This window comes from Candidatus Accumulibacter similis, from assembly GCA_013347225.1.
Lineage (GTDB): Bacteria > Pseudomonadota > Gammaproteobacteria > Burkholderiales > Rhodocyclaceae > Accumulibacter > Accumulibacter similis.
Window position 1 is genome coordinate 4,605,746 of sequence record CP054595.1, and the last position, 19,816, is coordinate 4,625,561.

18 protein-coding genes are annotated in these 19,816 nt (G+C 67.4%); 3 read left to right on the plus strand and 15 right to left on the minus strand.

From position 1 onward, the window contains the following. Positions 1 to 97: 97 nt before the first annotated feature. Complete coding sequence (locus tag HT579_20340; protein ID QKS31062.1) at positions 98 to 2,839, plus strand: insulinase family protein; 2,742 nt, start codon at positions 98 to 100, stop codon at positions 2,837 to 2,839. A gap of 73 nt (positions 2,840 to 2,912) precedes the next feature. On the opposite strand, the gene mscL is transcribed toward HT579_20340, so the two are convergent. Next, positions 2,913 to 3,353 (minus strand): large conductance mechanosensitive channel protein MscL, encoded by a 441-nt coding sequence (mscL, locus tag HT579_20345; GenBank protein QKS31063.1) that lies wholly within the window; start codon positions 3,351 to 3,353, stop codon positions 2,913 to 2,915. Positions 3,354 to 3,729: 376 nt separating this feature from the next. Next, positions 3,730 to 4,887, minus strand: coding sequence for a pyridoxal phosphate-dependent aminotransferase (locus HT579_20350; protein ID QKS31064.1), 1,158 nt, complete (start codon positions 4,885 to 4,887; stop codon positions 3,730 to 3,732). A 175-nt stretch (positions 4,888 to 5,062) separates the two neighbouring features. On the opposite strand from HT579_20350, the gene HT579_20355 reads away from it, so the two are divergent. Continuing rightward, positions 5,063 to 6,259, plus strand: coding sequence for a poly(3-hydroxybutyrate) depolymerase (locus HT579_20355; protein ID QKS31065.1), 1,197 nt, complete (start codon positions 5,063 to 5,065; stop codon positions 6,257 to 6,259). Here the strand turns inward: HT579_20355 and lysM are convergent. Next, the gene (gene lysM, locus HT579_20360) at positions 6,232 to 6,744 is read right to left on the minus strand and encodes a peptidoglycan-binding protein LysM (protein QKS31066.1); all 513 of its coding nucleotides are present in this window, start codon (positions 6,742 to 6,744) and stop codon (positions 6,232 to 6,234) included. The two genes, HT579_20355 and lysM, sit on opposite strands and share 28 nt — an antisense overlap. A 316-nt stretch (positions 6,745 to 7,060) precedes the next feature. Between lysM and HT579_20365 the strand changes: the two genes are divergently transcribed. Next, on the plus strand, positions 7,061 to 8,929 hold the full coding sequence (locus HT579_20365; GenBank protein QKS31067.1) for a 5'-nucleotidase C-terminal domain-containing protein: 1,869 nt from the start codon (positions 7,061 to 7,063) through the stop codon (positions 8,927 to 8,929). A gap of 114 nt (positions 8,930 to 9,043) precedes the next feature. On the opposite strand, the gene HT579_20370 is transcribed toward HT579_20365, so the two are convergent. From HT579_20370 to HT579_20425, 12 genes are all read right to left on the minus strand, one after another. Next, positions 9,044 to 10,213, minus strand: coding sequence for a VWA domain-containing protein (locus HT579_20370; protein ID QKS31068.1), 1,170 nt, complete (start codon positions 10,211 to 10,213; stop codon positions 9,044 to 9,046). Between the two features lie 56 nt (positions 10,214 to 10,269). Further along, positions 10,270 to 11,112 carry a MoxR family ATPase gene (locus tag HT579_20375; protein QKS31069.1) on the minus strand — a complete coding sequence of 281 codons (843 nt, stop codon included), beginning with the start codon at positions 11,110 to 11,112 and terminating at the stop codon, positions 10,270 to 10,272. An 80-nt stretch (positions 11,113 to 11,192) separates the two neighbouring features. Next, the gene (locus HT579_20380; GenBank protein QKS31070.1) at positions 11,193 to 11,621 is read right to left on the minus strand and encodes a DUF1841 family protein; all 429 of its coding nucleotides are present in this window, start codon (positions 11,619 to 11,621) and stop codon (positions 11,193 to 11,195) included. Then, a complete protein-coding gene (locus HT579_20385) occupies positions 11,602 to 12,735 on the minus strand; it encodes an FIST C-terminal domain-containing protein (GenBank protein ID QKS31071.1) in 1,134 nt (377 codons plus the stop codon). Before HT579_20385 ends, HT579_20380 begins: the two co-directional genes overlap by 20 nt. Next, positions 12,732 to 13,418 carry an endonuclease III gene (gene nth, locus HT579_20390; protein ID QKS31072.1) on the minus strand — a complete coding sequence of 229 codons (687 nt, stop codon included), beginning with the start codon at positions 13,416 to 13,418 and terminating at the stop codon, positions 12,732 to 12,734. The genes HT579_20385 and nth overlap by 4 nt, the downstream gene beginning before the upstream one ends. Next, complete coding sequence (locus HT579_20395; GenBank protein QKS31073.1) at positions 13,411 to 14,109, minus strand: electron transport complex subunit E; 699 nt, start codon at positions 14,107 to 14,109, stop codon at positions 13,411 to 13,413. Before HT579_20395 ends, nth begins: the two co-directional genes overlap by 8 nt. Then, positions 14,106 to 14,774 carry an electron transport complex subunit RsxG gene (rsxG, locus tag HT579_20400; GenBank protein QKS31074.1) on the minus strand — a complete coding sequence of 223 codons (669 nt, stop codon included), beginning with the start codon at positions 14,772 to 14,774 and terminating at the stop codon, positions 14,106 to 14,108. The genes HT579_20395 and rsxG overlap by 4 nt, the downstream gene beginning before the upstream one ends. After that, on the minus strand, positions 14,771 to 15,790 hold the full coding sequence (locus HT579_20405; GenBank protein QKS31075.1) for an RnfABCDGE type electron transport complex subunit D: 1,020 nt from the start codon (positions 15,788 to 15,790) through the stop codon (positions 14,771 to 14,773). The genes rsxG and HT579_20405 overlap by 4 nt, the downstream gene beginning before the upstream one ends. Continuing rightward, positions 15,790 to 17,535 (minus strand): electron transport complex subunit RsxC, encoded by a 1,746-nt coding sequence (gene rsxC / locus HT579_20410; protein ID QKS31076.1) that lies wholly within the window; start codon positions 17,533 to 17,535, stop codon positions 15,790 to 15,792. Before rsxC ends, HT579_20405 begins: the two co-directional genes overlap by 1 nt. A 12-nt stretch (positions 17,536 to 17,547) precedes the next feature. Then, positions 17,548 to 18,090 (minus strand): electron transport complex subunit RsxB, encoded by a 543-nt coding sequence (gene rsxB / locus HT579_20415; GenBank protein ID QKS31077.1) that lies wholly within the window; start codon positions 18,088 to 18,090, stop codon positions 17,548 to 17,550. Beyond that, positions 18,087 to 18,671, minus strand: coding sequence for an electron transport complex subunit RsxA (gene rsxA / locus HT579_20420; protein ID QKS31078.1), 585 nt, complete (start codon positions 18,669 to 18,671; stop codon positions 18,087 to 18,089). Before rsxA ends, rsxB begins: the two co-directional genes overlap by 4 nt. 97 nt (positions 18,672 to 18,768) lie before the next feature. Continuing rightward, the gene (locus HT579_20425) at positions 18,769 to 19,806 is read right to left on the minus strand and encodes a quinone-dependent dihydroorotate dehydrogenase (GenBank protein QKS31079.1); all 1,038 of its coding nucleotides are present in this window, start codon (positions 19,804 to 19,806) and stop codon (positions 18,769 to 18,771) included. Positions 19,807 to 19,816: the final 10 nt, after the last annotated feature.

The window sequence follows — 19,816 nt, forward strand, 5'->3', positions numbered from 1 at the left end:
GACCGCGGCGATCTGCCAGGCTCTTCCCTGCCGCCCCGGCAAGTGCGCGCCAAGGCTGGCCGCCAGCGCGGTGGCGGTGAGCCACATGGAGCACGCGATGAAGAGATGGAGCAGCATGGTGAGCGGCTTTGTGGCGTGGCTGACGCTGGCGTTCCTGCCGGTTGCCGCCGGCGCCGCAGCGACGCAGGCGATCCGCATCCCGCCGGGGGTCGTGCATGTCGCGACGGTGGAGGGAATCAGCGAATACCGGCTGGCCAACGGGCTGCGCTGCGTCCTCTTCCCCGACGCCGGCAAGCCGACCGCCACCGTCAATGTCACCTATCTCGTCGGCTCGCGGCACGAGAGCTATGGCGAGACCGGCATGGCGCACCTGCTCGAGCACCTGATCTTCAAGGGCTCGAAGAACTTCCCTGACCCGGCGCGACAGTTCCAGGCACGCGGCTTCGACATCAACGGCTCGACCTGGCTCGACCGCACGAACTACTACCTCACCTTCCCCGCCAGCGACGACAACCTCCGCTGGGCCCTCAACTGGAGCAGCGACGCGATGGTCAATTCGTTCATCGCGCGCAAGGACCTCGACAGCGAGATGAGCGTCGTCCGCAACGAGTTCGAGATGGGCGAGAACGAGCCGGCGAGCGTCATGTTCAAGCGCACGCAGTCGCTGCTCTTCGACTGGCACAACTACGGCAACAGCACGATCGGCGCACGCAGCGACATCGAGAACGTCCGCATCGAGAACCTGCGGGCTTTCTATCGCCGCTTCTACCAGCCGGACAACGCCGTGCTGACGGTCGCCGGCAAGTTCGACGAGCAGAAGGCGCTCGACTGGATCGTCGCCAGCTTCGGCAAGCTGCCGCGACCGACACGGCTGCTGCCGGAGCAATGGACGGTGGAACCGACGGCCGACGGCGAACGCCAGTTCGTCATCCGGCGCAAGGGCGAGGTACAACTGCTGACCGTTGCCTACCGCACGCCTTCGAGCCTGCACCCCGATTCGGAGGCGATCGCCATCGCCAGCGAGGTGCTGGGCGACACGCCCAATGGTCGCCTCTACCGCGCCCTGGTGCAGAGCGGACTGGCGACACAGGTGTTCGCCTCGCCGGTCGAGACCCGTGAGCCGGGCTTCGTCGTCTTCGGTGCCGTCATCGCCAGGAGCGAGTCCGTCGACCGCGTCCGCGAGGCGATGATCGAGGCCATCGAAGGCGGACTGGCACGCCAGCCGACGACCGCCAGCGAACTCGAACGTGCCGTGACGGAAGCGCGGACCTCATACGAACGCGCGCTCACGGATCCCGAGTCGTTCGCGGTGATGCTGTCCGAATACATCGCGCTTGGTGACTGGCGGCTCTTCTTCCACGCCCGCGATCAACTCGAGCAGATGACGGCCGAACGGGTCGATGCCGCCGCAGCCCGCTACCTCGTTCGCGACAACCGCGTCGTCGGCGTCTTCATCCCGGACGACGCGCCGCAGCGCGCCGTGCTGCCCAAGGCACCGACGGCTGCCGAGCTGCTGGCGGACTATCGCCCCGCGACGCGCGGAGACGCCGGCGAGGCTTTCGACCCGGCCTACGAAAACCTCGACCGGCGGACGCGGCTGCGCCGCTTTGGCGATCTCCAGGTCGCCCTGCTGCCGAAGCGGAACCGCGGCCAGACCGTCAACGTCGCCATGAGCTTCCGCTGGGGCGACGAGCAGTCGCTCCGGGGCCGCAAGATGGCCGGTGCGCTGGCGATCGCCATGCTGCCGCGCGGCAGCCGGCAGTTGAGCCGGCAGCAGATCGCCGACGAACTGACGCGGCTGAAGGTCCGCGGCGGCCTGACACAGTTCGAGACGACGCGCGACAGGCTGCCGCAGGCGCTTGCCCTGGCGGCGCAACTGCTCAGCGAGCCGAGCTTCCCGCCGGCCGAGTTCGAGGAACTGCGGCGCGAGTACCTGACTGCCCTGCAGGCGCAGCTCGACAGCCCCGAACAACTCGCCGGCGACGCCCTCGCTGCGCACTTCAATACGTACCCAGCGGGTGACCCACGCCACCACACGCCGTTACCGCAACGGATCGAGCAACTGCGGCGGCTCGACCTGGCAGAGGTGATCGAGTATCAGCGCGACCTCGTTGGCACCGCACGTGGCGAGATTGCGATCGTCGGCGACTTCGATGCGCAGGCGATCGAGGACGAACTGCGGCGGCTGTTCGCCGGCTCCCCATCCCAATCGCCCTACGAGCGCCTTGATCGGGAGTTTCGCCCGGTGCCGCCGGCGAGGATCGTCATCGACACCCCGGACAAGGAGAACGCCGTCCTGCGGGCACGGCTCGACATCGACCTGCACCGCGACGATGCCGACGCCGCGGCGCTGTACGTCGCCAATCACATTTTCGGCAACAGCGGCGGCCTGACCAGTCGCCTGATGGACCGCCTGCGGCAGAAGGACGGGCTCAGTTACGGCGTCGCGTCGAGCCTGTCGATCGGGCAGCGGCAACGATTGTCGACGTGGACGGTGGCCGCCATGGTCGCGCCGCAGAACGCCGCGCGGGCCGAACAGGCTCTGGGCGAGGAGATTCGCCACGCGCGCGACAAGGGTTTCAGCGCCGCCGAAGTGGCTGCCGCCAGGAAAGGCATCGTCGAGGCGAACGCGGTCGCGCGCTCGCAGGACGAGACGATCGCCTCGCGCTGGACGGCCCTCCTCGATCTCGGTCGCGACTGGCGCGATTCGCAGGCTTTCGAGGAACGGATCATGGCAGTCAGCGCCGAACAGGCCAGTGCCGCCTTCCGCAAGTACATCGACCCCGAACGGTTGACCCTGGTGCTCGCCGGCGACAGCAGCAAGGGCCTCGGGAAGTGAGCCCGGCGCAGAGTCGCTGACCGGACTCGCCCGCTGGCTGCAGCCGCCGCCGAGTCCGGCGGGCCAGGCGGGGTCACTTCTTCAGGCTGTCGCGGATCTCGCGCAGGAGGAGGACTTCCTCGGCGGCTTCCGGAGCGGCCGCCGGCGGCGCCGCGGACTCGGGCGCGGTCCGCTTGAGACGGTTCATCTGCTTGATCATGATGAAGATGATGAACGCGAGAATGATGAAGTTGACAAGGACCGTCAGGAAGCTGCCGTAGGCGAAGACCGGAACCTGCGCCTTCTTCAGCGCATCGAGCGTCGTTGCCGTGCCTTCCGGAACCGTTCCGAGAATCAGGAACATCCCCGAGAAGTCCAGCCTGCCGCCCATGATCCCGGCAACGAGGGGCATGATCAGGTCGGCCACCACAGACTCGACGATCTTGCCAAAGGCCCCGCCGATGATCACGCCAACCGCGAGATCCATGACGTTGCCCTTCATGGCGAATTCCTTGAACTCCTGCAGCATGCTCATTGCATCTCCTTCTCGTCACGTGATAGGTACGGTTCGGCGACAGTCTACACAATCCACCGATGCCGCGGGGCTACTGATTGACTTCGACTCACCGACGGGCAGGCAGCGTTGCCCGGCAGCCAGAGCACTCCTCGTTCGACGAACGGTCGTTCGACCCGACGCCTGCCGAAGACTCGATCGATCGCGTGTCGCAACGCGTCGAGAGGCCGGGCCGGCGCCGATACGATACCGCCGCGGAAGAATCGTCCTCGCAAATTTGCAGGAATTTACCGCTGCGGCTCACCGGCGGCCGCCAGCGTGCAAGATCGAAGAATTCCGCATACCGTCCGCGAATCGCCAGCGACGACGGCAAGCAAGCGTCCTCGCGCTGCAGCAGCTACAGGCGGCGCAGACGTTCGCCGGCGGCGGCGAGCGTCGCCTCCTGCTTGGCGAAGCAGAAGCGGACGACGCGGTCATCGACACCATCGTGCCGGAAGACCGAGACCGGGATCGCTGCCACGCCGGCCTCGCGCGTCAACCAGCAGGCGAACTCGCGATCGGGGAGGTCGGAAATCGCCCCGTAACGGGCAAGCTGGAAGTAGGTTCCGTGACAGGGAAGCAATTCGAAGCGCGAGGCCGCGAGTTGCTGCCGGAAGAACTCACGTTTCGCCTGGTAAAAGCCCGCCAGCCCGAGGTGGCGCGACGCGTCCTGCATGTACTCGGCGATGCCGAACTGGCACGGCGTGTTGACCGTGAACACGTTGAACTGATGCACCTTGCGGAACTCGCTCGTCAGTTCCTGCGCGGCGAGGACGTAGCCGACCTTCCAGCCGGTGATGTGGTAGGTCTTGCCGAAGGAAGAGACGACGATGCTGCGCGCCGCGAGTTCGGTGTGGGCGGCGACGCTGGCGTGCCGGCGACCGTCGAAGACGATGTGCTCGTAGACCTCGTCGGCCAGGACGACGATGTCGGAGCCGCGCGTGAGCTCGGCGAGTCGATCGAGATCGTCGCCGCGCAACAGGCTGCCGGTCGGGTTGTGCGGCGAGTTGATGATGATCATCCGCGTGCGTGGCCCGACCAGCGAGCGCACCTCATCCCAGTCCGGTCGGTAGTCGGGAAAACGCAGGCTGGCGAAGACCGCCCTGCCGCCGACCGTCTCGATCGCCGGTACGTAGCTGTCGTAGACCGGCTCGAAGACGACCACCTCGTCGCCCGCCCGGACGAACGCGGCAATGGCGGTGAAGATCGCCTGCGTCGCCCCGGCAGTGACGGTGATCTCGCCTTCGACATCGTAATCTGCGCCATAGAGCGCACGCACCTTGCCGGCAATCGCCGTGCGCAGTTCGATGATGCCGGACATCGGCGGATACTGGTTTCTGCCGGCGCGCATCGCACGGCAGGTCGCTTCGAAGAGCGCCGCTTCCGCCTGGAAATCGGGGAAGCCCTGCGACAGGTTGATCGCGCCGCAGTCGGCGGCAAGCCGCGACATGACGGTGAAGATGGTGGTCCCGACTTGCGGGAGTTTCGAGTCCACGGCAACGGCAGACTGCTGCATGACGATCCGCGCCGGGCGCGGCCAGGAGTGAGCGAGCGCACAGTGTAAAGGGGCGGCAGCCGGGCAACAAGGCGTGCCGTTCGGCACCCGCGCCGGTGCAGGGACACCGGCAGGCGCACGGGCGATCTGCTAGCATTCGCCGCTGGCGATCGTCCCCCTTCTGGAAGTCACTTCGATGAACACGCACCCCGGCTCGTGGCGCGGCCTCGCCGCCGTGCTGCTCCTCGCCATCGTCAGCAGCACCCGGCCGGGGCTCGCCGCCCCGCCGATGCCCGCACTCGGGGCGGACCTGGGCCAGTTGACGGTGTCGGGAGTCTCGTCAGGCGGCTACATGGCGGTCCAGTTCCAGGTGGCGCATTCGGGCCTCGTGCGCGGCGCGGGCGTCCTCGCCGGCGGTCCCTACGATTGTGCCGAAGGTTCGGTTTGGCGGGCGCTCACGCGCTGCATGTCACCTTCGTGGTGGGCGCCGCTGCCCGTGGTTGGCGAACTGCGCGCGCGTGCCGAGGCACTCGCGCTGGCTGGGCGAATCGACCCGCCGGACAACCTGCGCGACGACCAGGTGTGGCTTCTCTCCGGCGGCAAGGACGACAAGGTGACGACCGCGGTCGTCGAGCAGCTCGCAGCCTTCCTTGGCCAGTGGCTGCCAGCGGCGGCGATCCGTTTCGTGCGGGTGCCCGAGGCAGCGCACGCAATGATCTCGATCGCCGACCCCCGGGCCGCGAGCTGCGGCAGCACGGCATCGCCCTACATCAACCGCTGCGGCGAGCTCGATCCTGCCGGGGAAATGCTCGGCCACATGCTCGGCCCGTTGCAGCCTCCGGCGGCCGACAGCCACGGCGAGATGCTGACCTTTGACCAGCGAGCCTTCGCGACTGGACAGGCGGTCGATTCCGGACTCGCCGACGAAGCCTATCTCTACGTTCCGACCGCCTGCCGCCAATCCCCGTGCCGCGTGCATGTCGCTTTCCACGGCTGCCGCCAGAGCGCCGTGCAGATCGGCCGGCGCTTCGTCGACGGCGCCGGCTACAACCGCTGGGCCGACAGCAACCGCCTGCTCGTCCTCTACCCGCAGACCGCGCCGCGCCACGGGCCGGCGTTCGGCTCGTGGAAATGGATCAGCAACCCCTTCGCCTGCTGGGACTGGTGGGGCTACACCGGCAGCGACTACCCGACCCGCGACGGTCTGCAGATCAGGGCGGTGCGCGCGATGCTCGAGCGGCTGGCAGAGCCGCGCCAGCCCCAGTCGGCACCGGCAGCGGCGACCACCGCGCACCCTGCCGCAATTGAACGGAAGAACGGCGGGCCGGCGACCACGCCCGCGGTACAGCCCGCCGGTGACGGCACCTACAGGGGAGGAATGCGCAGCACCTGACCAGGGTAGATCCGGTCCGGATGGCTGAGCATCGGCTTGTTGGCTTCGAAGATCAGCATGTACCTGTTGGCGTCGCCATAATGCGCCTTGGCAATCCTCGACAGGTTGTCACCCGCGACGACGGTGTAGAAGGTCGCTTCGGGAGCGCCCTGGTCGACCGACAGCATGTCGTTGACCTGCGCCACGCCGGCGACGTTGCCGCAACAGAGCAGGATCTTCTCCTTGCTCGCCTGGTCGCCGGCAACGCCGAAAACCGTCGCGGCACCGCTCGCGCCATCGAAGGTCACCGCGAGACCGGTCACCGGCAGGTTCTGCGTCCTGATGTACGCCTCGATCGCATCGCCGGCAGTCCGGTTCAGTTCGTCGAGGCGGGCACTGGCCGCCTGATCATCCGGGGCAGCCGCCGCCGCTGCCGCTGCCGAATCGGTGTCGCCGGCACGAAACAGCTTTTCGCCGGCTGCCTTGACGAAATCGAACAATCCCATCTTCGGTCCTCCCTGAATGCCCCGCGCCGACCGGCGCTGTGTGAACTGGCCCGCCAGTGCGAACACGCCTGACCACTGGCGACGAACGAGTCTAACAGCAGGTGGCGCGATCACCAAGACTGACTGACAGCGCCCGTCGTTGGGCCAGGCGCCGGCCGGGCCGTGGCCGGAGCGGCGAAGCCGCAGCGGCCTCACCGGCCGTTGGCGGCACGACTGCCGAACCACTGGCAGATGCCGGCCGCAGGGTTTATGCTGCGGACTCATCCCGCAACGACCCCTGCCGGCCCACCGATCCTGCCTCCGGACCACCCTCGTCATGCGCCAGCCATCCCGCCCCTCGTCGCTGTCCGCCTGTCTGCTCGCCATCGGCTGCGTGCTCGCCGCGTGCCAGAGCGTGCCACCGCCGGCACCCGCCCCGGCGACCGCTCTCGAGCTCCACATCGCGCACATCAACGATCACCACTCCAATCTCGAACCGCAGCCCGACTTCGAGCTGCGGCTCGACGGCGTGCCGACCCGCGTCGAGACCGGCGGCTTTCCGCGCCTGGCGGCACTCTTCAAAGCCAGCTCCGGGCTGCCGAGCCTGCTGAAGATCCACGCTGGCGATGCCATGACCGGCACCCTCTACCACACGCTGTACAAAGGCGAGGCGGACGCCGCACTGATGAACACCGTCTGTTTCGACGTCTTCGAACTCGGCAACCACGAGTTCGACGAAGGCGATGCCGGACTGCGGCGCTTTCTCGATTACCTGCGCCAGGGACCGTGCCGGACCACCGTCCTCGCCGCCAACGTCGAGCCGGCGATCGGCTCACCATTGGCGCCGGTGAGCGCCAACGACTACCTGCAGCCTTACCTGTTGCGGCAGTTCGGCGACGTCCGTGTCGGCATCATCGGCATTGAAGTGCGCGGCAAGACGATGAATTCGTCGCGCCCGCTGCCGACCACCCGCTTCCACGACGAGGTCGAGACGGCGCAGAGGACGATCGACGCACTGCGCGAACGCGGCATTCGGCACATAGTCCTCGTCACCCACCAGGGCTATGAGGCCGACAAGGCGATGGCGGCCCGGCTCAGCGACGTCGATGTGATCATCGGCGGTGACTCGCACACACTGCTCGGCGACTTCTCGGCGATCGGCATTGCTTCGGCCGCCGGCCCCTACCCGACCGTCGTCAGCAACCGCGACGGCGATCCGGTGTGCATCGGCCAGGCCTGGGAATACGCGAAGATCTTCGGCCTGATGGCGGTCCGCTTCGACCAGCGCGGGACGGTGGCGAGCTGCGGTGGCTCGTTGACCCTGCCGCTCGGCGACGACTTCCGGCAGCCCGACGGCAGTGGCAGCTTCGTCGCCGTCAACGCCGCGACCCGCCAGCGGATACTGGCTGCGCTGCAGGGCTCGAGCGCCCGTCCCGTCGTTCCCGATCCGCTGGCGCAGGCCGAACTCGCCCGCTACGCCAGCCGCCTCGACGACATGAAGCGGCAGCGGATCGGCACTGCCAGTGAACCACTCTGCCTGGTGCGCGTCCCGGGTGAAGCGACCAACCGCAGCGCCGGCGTCAGTGGCTGTGAGAACGCCAACCGGCTGGCGCGCGGCAGCGACGTTGCGCAGGCGGTTGCCGAAGCCTATCGCCAAGCCAGCAGGCTCGCCGACGTCGCGCTGCAGAATGGCGGCGGCATCCGCACGCCACTGCCCCACGGCGAGGTCACCTATGGCACGGCCTACACCGTCCTGCCGTACACGAATGTCCTCTACGAACTGCAAGTGACGGGTCGCCAGCTCACCGACGTGCTCGAGGATGCGGTCGGCAACTACCTCGACGACGGTGGCTCGGATGGCTCGCACCCCTATGCTGCCGGGCTGCGCTGGCACCTCGACCTGCGACAAGCGCGCGGCAGCCGCTTCAGCCGGATCGAGGTGCGCGCCAGGGATCGTGACGCCTGGCAGGCAATCGACCCCGAGCGCACCTATACGGTGGTCACCAGCGACTACCTGGCAACCGGCGGTGACGGTTACGCCACGCTAGCCCGGATCAACCAGGCAAGCCGCAGCGTGAACACCTATCTCAGCTACACGCAGACCTTCGTCGACTACCTGCAGGCGCGCGGCACGGTCGCTCGTCCGCCGGCAGGCGACTACAGCCACCAGCAGGTGATCGGGCGCGACGGCACGCCGCTGCCGTGAAGCGACAACCACCACCCGCAGCGCGGGCGAAGCAGCGACCGCGCTCAGATCTGCCGATGGCCCTGCCGGCAGGCGCCGCACGACCCGCGGCGACCGCCGCCGGCACGCGCGCCGCTACTTGCTGAGCAGGCGCATCCCCCGCTCGAGCCCGTCGAGCGTCAACGGGAACATGCGGCCGCCGAGCAGGTTGTGGATCAGCGAGGTCGATTGCCGGTAAGGCCATGAATGCTCGGCTTCCGGGTTGAGCCAGATGCTGTGTGGCCAGGTGTCCGCCAGGCGGCGCAGCCAGGCGGCGCCCGGCTCGGCGTTGTTGAACTCGATGCTGCCGTTGGGTTGCAGCAGCTCGTAGGGGCTCATCGAGGCGTCACCGACGATGATCAGCTTGTAGTCGGTGCCGTAGCGATGCAGGACGTCGTGCGTCGCAATCCGCTCGCTGTGGCGGCGGCGATTGTCGCGCCAGAGGTAGTCGTAGACGCAGTTGTGGAAGTAGTAGGGTTCGAGGTGCTTGAACTCGCTGCGGCAGGCGGAAAAGAGTTCCTCGCAGACGCGGATGTGATCATCCATCGATCCGCCGATGTCGAGCAGCAGCAGCACCTTGACGGCGTTGTGCCGCTCCGGCCGCAGTTTCAGGTCGAGCCAGCCGGCATTGCGCGCCGTGCCGGCGATCGTGCCTTCGAGGTCGAGTTCCTCGGCAGCGCCCTCGCGCGCAAAGCGCCGCAGGCGGCGCAGCGCGACCTTGATGTTGCGCGTGCCGAGTTCGACGCTGTCGTCGAGGTTGCGGTACTCACGCCGCTCCCAGACCTTGACCGCCGACCGGTTCTCGCTCCGGCCACCCAGCCGGATTCCTTCCGGGTGGGTGCCGCCGTGACCGAAGGGCGAGCTGCCGCCGCTGCCGATCCACTTGCTGCCGCCGGAGTGACGCTCCTTCTGCTCGGCCAGTCGCTGCCTGAAGGTCTCCATCAGCTTCTCCCAGCCGAGCTTCTCGAGCCGTGCCCGTTCGGCGTCGCTGAGGTGCCTCCTGACCGCCCGCCGCAGCCATTCTTCCGGGATCAGCACCTCCATTCCGGGCAGCGCCTCGACCCCCTTGAAGTACTCGCCAAAAGCCCGGTCGAACTTGTCGAAGTGGGACTCGTCCTTGACCAGCAGTGCGCGCGAGAGGAGGTAGAAGTCGTCGATGCTGTGCTCGATGACGTGCTGCCGCAGCGCGTCGAGCAGGGTGAGGAACTCCTTGATCGACACCGGCAGGCGGCTCGCCTTGAGGTGCAGGAAGAAGTCGATCAGCATCGTCGGCGGTCGTCGGCACCAGTCACGGCGCGGGCACGGGCGACTTCACGGTGGCGTCAGCGGTTGTGGCGCGCCATGAAGATCAGGCGCTCGAAAAGGTGCACGTCCTGCTCGTTCTTCAGCAAGGCACCATGCAGCGGCGGGATGGCGGCCTTCTGCTCCTTGCTGCGCAACACATCGGGCGGAATGTCCTCGGCCAGCAGGAGCTTGAGCCAGTCGAGCAGTTCCGATGTCGATGGCTTCTTCTTGAGGCCGGGAATTTCGCGCAGCTCGAAGAAGACCTCGAGCGCCTCGCGCAACAACGCCGGCTTGAGGCCAGGGAAATGGACGTCGACGATCGACTTCATCGTCTCCTTGTCCGGAAAGCGGATGTAGTGGAAGAAGCAGCGACGCAGGAACGCATCGGGCAGTTCCTTCTCGTTGTTCGAGGTGATGACGACGACCGGCCGCTGGCGGGCGCGAACGGTCTGCCGCGTTTCGTAGACGAAGAACTCCATGCGGTCGAGCTCGCGCAACAGATCGTTGGGAAACTCGATGTCCGCCTTGTCGATCTCGTCGATCAGCACCACCGATGCCGTTTCGCACTCGAACGCCTGCCACAGCACCCCCTTGACGATGTAGCTGCCGATGTCGGCAACCTTCGCCTCGCCCAGTTGCGAGTCGCGCAGGCGCGAAACCGCGTCGTACTCGTAGAGGCCCTGCTGCGCCTTGGTGGTCGACTTGATGTGCCACTGGAAGAGCGGCAGGCCGAGCGCGGCCGCCACTTCCTCGGCCAGCATCGTCTTGCCGGTGCCCGGTTCGCCCTTGATCAGCAGCGGCCGCTGCAGGGTGATGGCGGCATTGACCGCCAGGTTGAGGTCGCGGGTGGTGACGTAACTGGCTGATCCGGAGAAGCGCATGGTGAAGTTCCTCGGCAAGTGCCGTCGATTGTACCCGCAATCGCGCCGCGCGGACTGTGCCGTGCGGCAGCTGGCCCCCTTCAGCTGGCAGCAGCCCGCCGCACGCAGTCGAGGTAGGCGTTCGCGTCCATCGCCTGGCGATGGCGTTCGGCACGCCAGATCGTCTCGCCGAGGCACTCGAGGATGGCGTGCGCCGCCTCGTGATCGCCGACGCGGGCGCGTAGCGCCTGGTAGGCGGAGCGAATCCCCGGCGGCTGGTCGATGCTGACCTGCTCGGCGACGGCCAGATGCAGCGAGAGATGCAGGAAAGGGTTCATCTGCCCGCTCTCGGGACTGAACTCCTGTTCGATCGCCGTTGCCGGGTCTTCGAGCAGCGCATGGTACTCGGGGTGCTCGAGGATCAGGTCGGCGGCCGTCACCTCCGCGCCTTCGAGGATCAGGCGCTGGCGGTGCTTCTGCCACGCCTGGCAGAAGAACTGCCGGACCTGTTCACGGGTCGGGTTGAACATCGCTCCTCCTTGCTGGTTGCCTGATCAGGGCGGTGACGACGGCGTTCTGCAGCAGCCGGTTGCCGCCGTGCCGAACCGGCGCAATCTGCCCGGTGCCGTAGGCGCCGATCAGCGGCAGCTGCGGCAGGAGTTCGTGCAGGCAGGCAAGATCCTCGTCGGCACCACCATAATGATAGGGGCCGCGGCCGATGCAGGAAAAGGCGATCGCCGCCAGCGGCGGCGGCACGAGCGGCAGGAGAGCGGACAGGCTGCGGCGCATGTCGGCGACGCTGGCTTCCGGCAGCCGTATCGCCCACAGCAGGTGGGTGCCGGGAACGACATGCTGCGCCAGCGTCAGCGATCCGTCGGCGTTGGCGGCAATGATCGCCACCGGCCGCAGCAGACCATCGGCGAACGCCTGCTGTCGCAAATCGTCGCTGGCGATGCCCGGACCGTCGAGCAACACTGCGCACAGCGATGCGAGCGGCAGTCGCTCGGTGCCCCGCTGTTGTGGCGGCAGGCTGCGCCGCAGATCAGCAAGCGCCGGCTCGCCCTGCAGTTCGAGCAGGTCGAGCGCCCGGCTGCCGGTCACCACCGTCGGCCGGCCAAGCAGTCGCCAGCCCCTGGAAACGGCGAGATCGACGCGCGCGCCCTGCAGTTCGACCGCACACTGTCGCACCAGGCGACCGTGCTGCCAGGCGATCGCTTCGGACTTTCCCGGACGGCCGGCAAAGCAGCCGCCGAAACGGTCACGGCCGGGATCGCTCCAGGCGCGCGGCAGGCTGCTGCCACCGTAGCTGAGGATCGGCCCGGTATCCGCGACAGCGGCCGGCCGCTGCGTCACCAGCGCCAGGTCGCCGGCAAAGACCATCACCGCCGCCGCCGGACGGTCGAGTACCCAGCCTGCATCGCTGAACACACCCGCGGCGATGCCACCGGCGACCTCGGTACAGCGCAGCGCGCGGGCAACGGCAGTCACCGCTGCCTGCGCCTGCGCGGTGAACTCGGCCGAGAGAAACAGCAGGGCACCGCGCGCGGGACGATTGCCCATCTTCTCCAGGGCCGCACTGGCGGCCGCTGCCGCCAGCGCCGGCACGGCGTCGTTGCCCGCCAGCAGCGCACTGCCAACGCTCATCGGCGAGCGCCGCCGGGCACCGCGCTGCCTTTCTCCGGATAATCACAGAGGTCGGCGATGCCGCAACGCCAGCACTCGGGCTGCCGCGCCTTGCAGACGTAGCGCCCGTGCAGGAGAAGCCAGTGGTGGGCAGACCGCCTGAACTCCGGCGGCACCACCCGCAGCAACTCGTCTTCGACTGCCAGCGGCGTCTTTCCCGGCGCCAGGCCGGTGCGGTTGGCGACGCGGAAGATGTGTGTGTCGACGGCAATCGTCGGCTCGCCGAAAGCGGTATTGAGAACCACGTTGGCGGTCTTGCGACCGACCCCGGGCAGCGCCTCGAGTTCGGCGCGCTGCCGCGGCAGTTCGCCGGCATGCCGAGCCAGCAACTGACGGCAGGTGGCGATGACGTTTCTCGCCTTGCCCTGCCAGAGCCCGATGCGGTTGATGTAGGGCGCCAGCCCGCCCTCGCCGAGCGCCAGCATGGCCTGCGGTGTCGGCGCGTCGGCAAAGAGCCTGCGGGTGGCGAGATTGACGCTCCTGTCGGTCGCCTGCGCCGACAGGATGACCGCGATCAGCAACTGGAACGGGGTGGCGTACTCGAGTTCGGTCGTCGGCTGCGGATTGCCGGCACGCAGCCGGCTGAAGATCGCCGCGGCTCGCCCGCCGTGCGGCCCGTCCCGGTCCAGCGGCGACTCAGGCATGGTCCGCCACTGGCGCTGGCGGCGTCGGCAGCGAGCGCTGAGCCGAATGGCGCGCGGCGGCACGTGCCTCGATCCAGTTCTTCCAGGCGATGAGGCAGCCGAGCAGGATGAAGGCGCCTGGCGGCAGCATCGCGAGCAGCAGTCCGGGGTAGTCGCCGGACAGCAACTGCAGCGGCTGCAACCCCGGAAAGACCATGTCGATGCCCGCGAAAAGCGTGCCACCGCCGATCAGTTCGCGCAGCCCGCCGAGCAGGGCAAGGGTCCACAGCATGCCGACGCCCATGAAGACGCCGTCAAGGGCAGCTTGCAGCGGCGGGTTCTTGTTGGCGAAAGCCTCGACCCGTGCGAGAACGATGCAGTTGGTGACGATCAGGGGAATGAAGATGCCGAGGACCAGGTAGAGCTCGTGCAACTGTGCGTTGAACAACAGATCGACGACCGTCACCAGAGCGGCGACGATCAGAATGAACACCGGAATGCGGATCTCGTGCGGAATCAGGTTGCGCAGCGAGGCGACGGCAAGATTGGCAACGGCCATGACGATGATCGTCGCCAGCGACAGCATGACGCCGTTGACGGCGTTGGTCGTCACCGCCAGCAGCGGGCACAGGCCGAGAATCTGCACCAGGCTCGTATTCTGCTTCCAGAGACCATTGTCCCGGATCTGGACAAGTTCATCGCGACTGATCATTTCGCTGCTCCATCTGCCGTGAACAACTGCTGCCGGTTTTCGGCCACGTAGTGCAGCGCCCGGTGCACGGCCTTGATGACGGCTCGCGGCGTCACCGTTGCCCCGGCCACTGCATCGAAGCGGCCACCGTCCTTGCGCACGCGCCACTCGCGGTCAGCGACCGCCGCCAGCGACAGCCCGTCGAACTGCCTGATCCATGGCCGCTCCTTGTTGCGGTCCTTGCGCGGATCGATGTAGTCGCCGAGGCCGGGTGTCTCCTTGTGTTGCGTTACCCGCACCCCGAGCAGGGTGCCGTCGGCGGCAACGGCGAGCAGCAGCCGGATGCGACCCGCATAGCCGTCGGCGGCGACGGCCTCGAAAATCAGCGCGCTCGCCCTGTCGCCCTTGCGCGCGAGATAGGCCGTCGATTCCTCCTCCAACCCAAGCCCGGCAGCCGGCTGCAGGCGGCGGCTGTCGGCAAGCAGGTCATTGTCGTACAGATCGGGCGGCAACACCTCGCCGATCAGTTTCATTTTCTCGGTCGCAGCCGCTTCCTCGATCGCTGGCCGCGTCCACAGATGGGCGGCAGCCAGCAGGCTGGTGAACGCAACGACGAAGACCAGCAGGATGAGTGCCGTTCGCAGGGCCATCGCCGGTGCCGTCGGCGTCCTCACCGGTGGCGTCATTTCGGATTCTTCATGCCGAAGATCGGCGGCTGCGTGTACATGTCGATCAGCGGCACACAGAGGTTCATCAGCAGCACGGCGAAGGCGACGCCGTCCGGATAGCCGCCGAAGACGCGGATGACGTAGGCGATGGCACCAGCCAGGAAACCGAAGATCAGCTTGCCGCGGAAGGTCGTTGACCCGGAGACGGGATCGGTGACGATGAAGAAGGCGCCGAGCAGCGAACCGCCGGAGAAGAGATGGAACAGCGGATTGGCGAATTGTTGCGGGTTCCACGCCCAGAGGATGCCGGCCAGCAGCGAGAGGCCACCGACGAAGGCGGCGGGCGCCTGCCAGGTGATGATCTTCCGCTGCCACAACCACAGGCCGCCGAGCAGATAGCCGGCGCTGACCCACTCCCAGCCGCGGCCGGCGAAATTGCCGAAGACCTCCTGCGTCGCCAGCAGCGTCGGCACGTCGACCGCACCGTCGCCGAGCTTCAGCGCCGTCTTCAGCGCATCGAGCGGCGTCGCGCCGCCCATCGCATCGATGCGCGGCGCCAGTCCGGCGATGATCTCGAACTGCTCGGCGAGGCTCAGCTTGAGACCCAGCGCAGGCCATTGCGACATCAGCGCCGGGAACGAGACGATGCACGCGGCGAAGGCGATCATCGCCGGGTTGAAGGGGTTCTGGCCCAGCCCCCCGTAGAGGTGCTTGGCTACGACGATGGCGAAGAGGACGCCGACGACGGTCAGCCACCACGGCGAGAGTGGCGGAAAAGCCAGGGCGACCAGCCAAGCGGTGACGATCGCGCTGCCGTCGGTGAGAAAGAGGAGCAGTGGCCGGCGGCGCAGCCGCAGCATCAGCGCCTCTCCGAGCAGCGCCGCCAGCGTGGCGATCGCCAGCTGCACCAGGATGCTCGGACCGATCAGCCATACGTAGGCGGCGATCCCCGGCAGAAGCGCGACCAGAACCTGCAGCATGACACGGCGCACGCTGACCTCGGCCAGCAGGTACGGCGGCGTTGACCAGGCCATCACTCGCCCCGCTGCGAGCCTGTCGGCGGCCCGGTCCCGGCGGCCGGTGCGGCGGGCTCCGCTGTCGCCGGCAGCACCGCCCGACGCGCCTCGACAGCGGCGATCTCGCGCGCCTGTTCGGCGCTCAACCGGTCGGTATTCTTCGGCTGCGCCAGCTCGCGCTGCACCCGGGCGCGCTCCATGGCCGCTGCGATGGCAGCCTTCCTGATCGCTTCGGCGTCGACCGCCGCCGCTGCCGCCGGTTCGCGGACCGCGGCCGCAGGCGGGCTGTCAACCGCCTGCGGCCGCTCTGGCGGCGCCTTCTTCTCGGTCGTCCTGGCGCTTGCAGCCCGCGCCAGCCGTTCGGCCTTCTCGGCCTGCTCGCGCTCGGCACGCGCGTTGCGCAGCTCGAAGCGTTCCTTGGCGGCGTCGGCCGCCTGCTTTTCGCGCTCCCGCGCCCAGATTTCGCTCTTGGCGAAACGGAAATACTGCACCAGCGGAATGTGCGACGGGCAGACGTAGCTGCAACAGCCGCATTCGATGCAGTCGAAGATGTAGTACTCCTGCGTCTTGCCGAAATTCCGCGCGCGGGAAAACCAGTAGAGTTCGAAAGGTTGCAGCTCGTGCGGACAGACCTCGGCACAGGCGCCGCAGCGGATGCAGGGCATTTCCGGCGGCGGCGGTGGAAAGAGCCCGGGCGAACCGGCGATGATGCAGTTGGTCGCCTTGACCACCGGCGCGTCGAGGTCGGGTAGCTCGAAGCCCATCATCGGGCCGCCCATGAGAAAGCTGCTGCTGTCGGCCCGAGGCCGGGCAAGGGCCACCACCTCGCGCATCGGCGTTCCCAGCCAGACCTCCCAGTTGCGAGGCCGTTCGACGTTGCCCGTCAGCGTGACGATGCGCGAGAGTACCGGTTCGCCACAGGCGAGCGCCCGGTAGGCGGTGTACACGGTGGCGACGTTGAAGCATTGCACGCCGAGCTCGGTCGACCGGCGGCTGGCCGGGACTTCCTTGCCGGTGAGGACGCGAATCAGTTGCTTCGCACCGCCAGCCGGATAGCGCGTGGGTACGGCGACGACGCGGTAATCCGGAGCCAGGCGAAGGACCGCCTCCTGCATGGCGGCGATCGCTTCCTGCTTGTTGTCCTCGATGCCGATCAAGACCTGGCGCGCCGCCAGCAGGTCACGAAAGATGGCGATGCCGCGCACGATCTCGTCGGCGCGCTCGCGCATCAGCATGTCGTCGCAGGTCATGAACGGTTCGCATTCGGCGCCGTTGATGACCAGATGCTCCATCGTCACGGCGCGCGCCGGCGTCAGCTTGGCGTGGCTCGGAAAGGCGGCACCGCCAAGACCGACGACACCGGCATCGCGCAGGAGTTCGCGCACGCGCTCGGGAGGCAGACTGTGATGGTCGACCGGCCGCCGCTCGATCCACTCGTCACGCCCATCGGGTTCGATGACCACGCAGAGCGTCGGCAGACCCGATGGATGCGCAGCGACATGCTCTTCGACGGCCAGCACGCGGCCGGAGGTCGGTGCATGCACCGCCGCCGACACCCAGGCATCGGCACCGCCGATCAGTTGCCCCTTGAGGACCGTGTCGCCGGCCTGCACCAGCGGATTGGGCGCCCCGCCTATGCTCTGGTGCAGCGGCACGAACAGGCGCGCGGGCAGTGGTGCCTGGCCGATCGGCTCCTGCACCGAAATCATCTTGTTCGTTGGTGGTTTGACTCCGCCCTTGAAACGGAACAGTTGCGCCAGCACCGTCGTTGCCTCTCAGGCGGCACGCTTGATTTCGAACACCGGATACTTCCACTTCCAGTTGTCGATGTTCTCGGCGATCGGCTGCATGCTGATGCACTCGACCGGGCAGGGCTTGACGCACAGTTCGCAGCCGGTACACAACGGCTCGATGATGGTATGCATCTGCTTCGCGGCGCCAACGATCGCATCGACCGGACAGGCCTGGATGCACAGTGTGCAGCCGATGCAGGTCTGTTCGTCGATGATCGCTATCTGCTTCGGCTTTTCCTCGGCCACCAGCGGCTTGACCTCGCGACCCAGCAGGTCGGCAAGCTTGCGCACACCGTCCATTCCCCCTGGCGGACACAGATTGATGTCCGCCTCGCCGGCCGAAATCGCCGCCGCGTAGGGCTTGCAGCCGGGATAGCCGCACTGTCCGCACTGCGTCTGCGGCAGGATGGCCTCGATCTTCTCGACCAGGGGGTCGCCCTCGACCTTGAAGCGGATCGACGCGTAGCCGAGTGCAGCGCCGAGGACGATGGCGCCCAGAGCCATGATCGCCAGTGCGGTGATCACTGGTACCTGTCCAAACCGGCGAAGCCCATGAACGCCAGGCTCATCAGACCGGCGGTCACCATTGCGATCGCCGCGCCACGGAAGTGGAGCGGCACGTCAGCGCCCTCGACGCGCTCGCGGATGCCGGCGAAAAGCACCAGCACGAACGAGAAACCGACGGCACTGCCGGCGCCGAACAACAGCGACTCGACGAAGTCGTGCCGATTGGCGACGTTCAGCAGCGGCACCCCGAGGACTGCGCAGTTGGTGGTGATCAACGGCAGGTAGATGCCGAGGACCTGGTGCAGCAACGGACTGGTCTTCTGGATCACCATCTCGGTCAACTGGACGATGGCGGCGATGGTGACGATGAACGACAGCGTGCGCAGGTACTCCAGGCCGAAGGGCAGCAGCAGGTAGTGGTCGATGATGTAGCTGGCACCGGTCGCGACGGTCAGCACGAAGGTCGTCGCCGCGCCCATCCCGAAAGCCGTCTCCAGTTTCTTGGAGACGCCCATGAAGGGGCACAGCCCGAGGATCTTGACCAGGACGACGTTATTGACGAGAACGGCGCCGACGAGCAGGAACAGGTAGTGGGTCACGGTTGCGGGGAGTGAAAGGCTGCGCAATCGACAGCCGCGAGATTATCGCCCGTCGCCAGAGCGCATTCAACCACATGCGCGATGCCGTCATCGTTGCTCATGCCTGCCGTTGCCGGGCAATCGCCGCAGCCGCCTCGCCGACGAGCTTCGGTCCGCGGTAGATGAAACCGGTGTAGAACTGCACCAGGCAGGCGCCGGCGGCGATCCTCGCGGCCGCGTCGGCGCCGCTCATGATGCCGCCGACGCCGATGATCGGCAGTTCACCGGCCAGCGCCACCGTCAGTTGCCTGACGACGGCGGTCGACAACGCGAGCAGCGGCGCCCCCGACAGACCGCCTGTTTCGTCGGCATGCGGCATCCCCTCGACCCCGACTCGCATCACCGTGGTGTTGGTGGCGATGACGGCATCGATGCGGTGCCTGCGAAGCAGGTCGGCAATCGCCCGTACCTGCGTCTCGTCGAGGTCGGGAGCGATCTTCAGTGCCAGTGGGACGTAGCGGCCATGCTGGTCGGCGAGCCTCGACTGTGCCGCCTTGAGGCTGCCGAGCAGCGCATCGAGCGCCGTATCCTGCTGCAGTGCGCGCAGGTTCACGGTATTCGGGCTCGATATGTTGACCGCGACATAACTGGCGGCCGCATAGACCCGTTCGAGGCAGACCAGGTAATCATCCGCTGCGCGGTCGATCGGCGTATCGAAATTCTTGCCGATGTTGATGCCGAGGACCCCCCCCTGGCGCGGGAAGCGCGCCGTTGCGACGTTGGCCAGCAGCCTGTCGACGCCATCGTTGTTGAAACCCATGCGATTGATGATCGCCTGCCGCTCGGGAATCCGGAACATCCGTGGCCGAGGATTTCCCGGCTGCGGACGCGGGGTGACCGTCCCGACTTCGATGAAGCCGAAGCCCAGCGCCGCCAGCGCATCGATGTGCTCGCCGTTCTTGTCGAGCCCGGCGGCCAGGCCAACGGGATTGGGAAAGCTGAGTCCCATGACCGCCACGGGATCAGGTGGCACCGGATTCGCCAGCAGACAACTCGTGCCGGTTGCCCGCAGCAGGTCGACGCCCGCCATGCCGATGCCGTGCGCCACTTCCGGATCAAGCGCGAAAAGGAACTGGCGTAGGAGCGGATAGAGCATGGTGGCGATT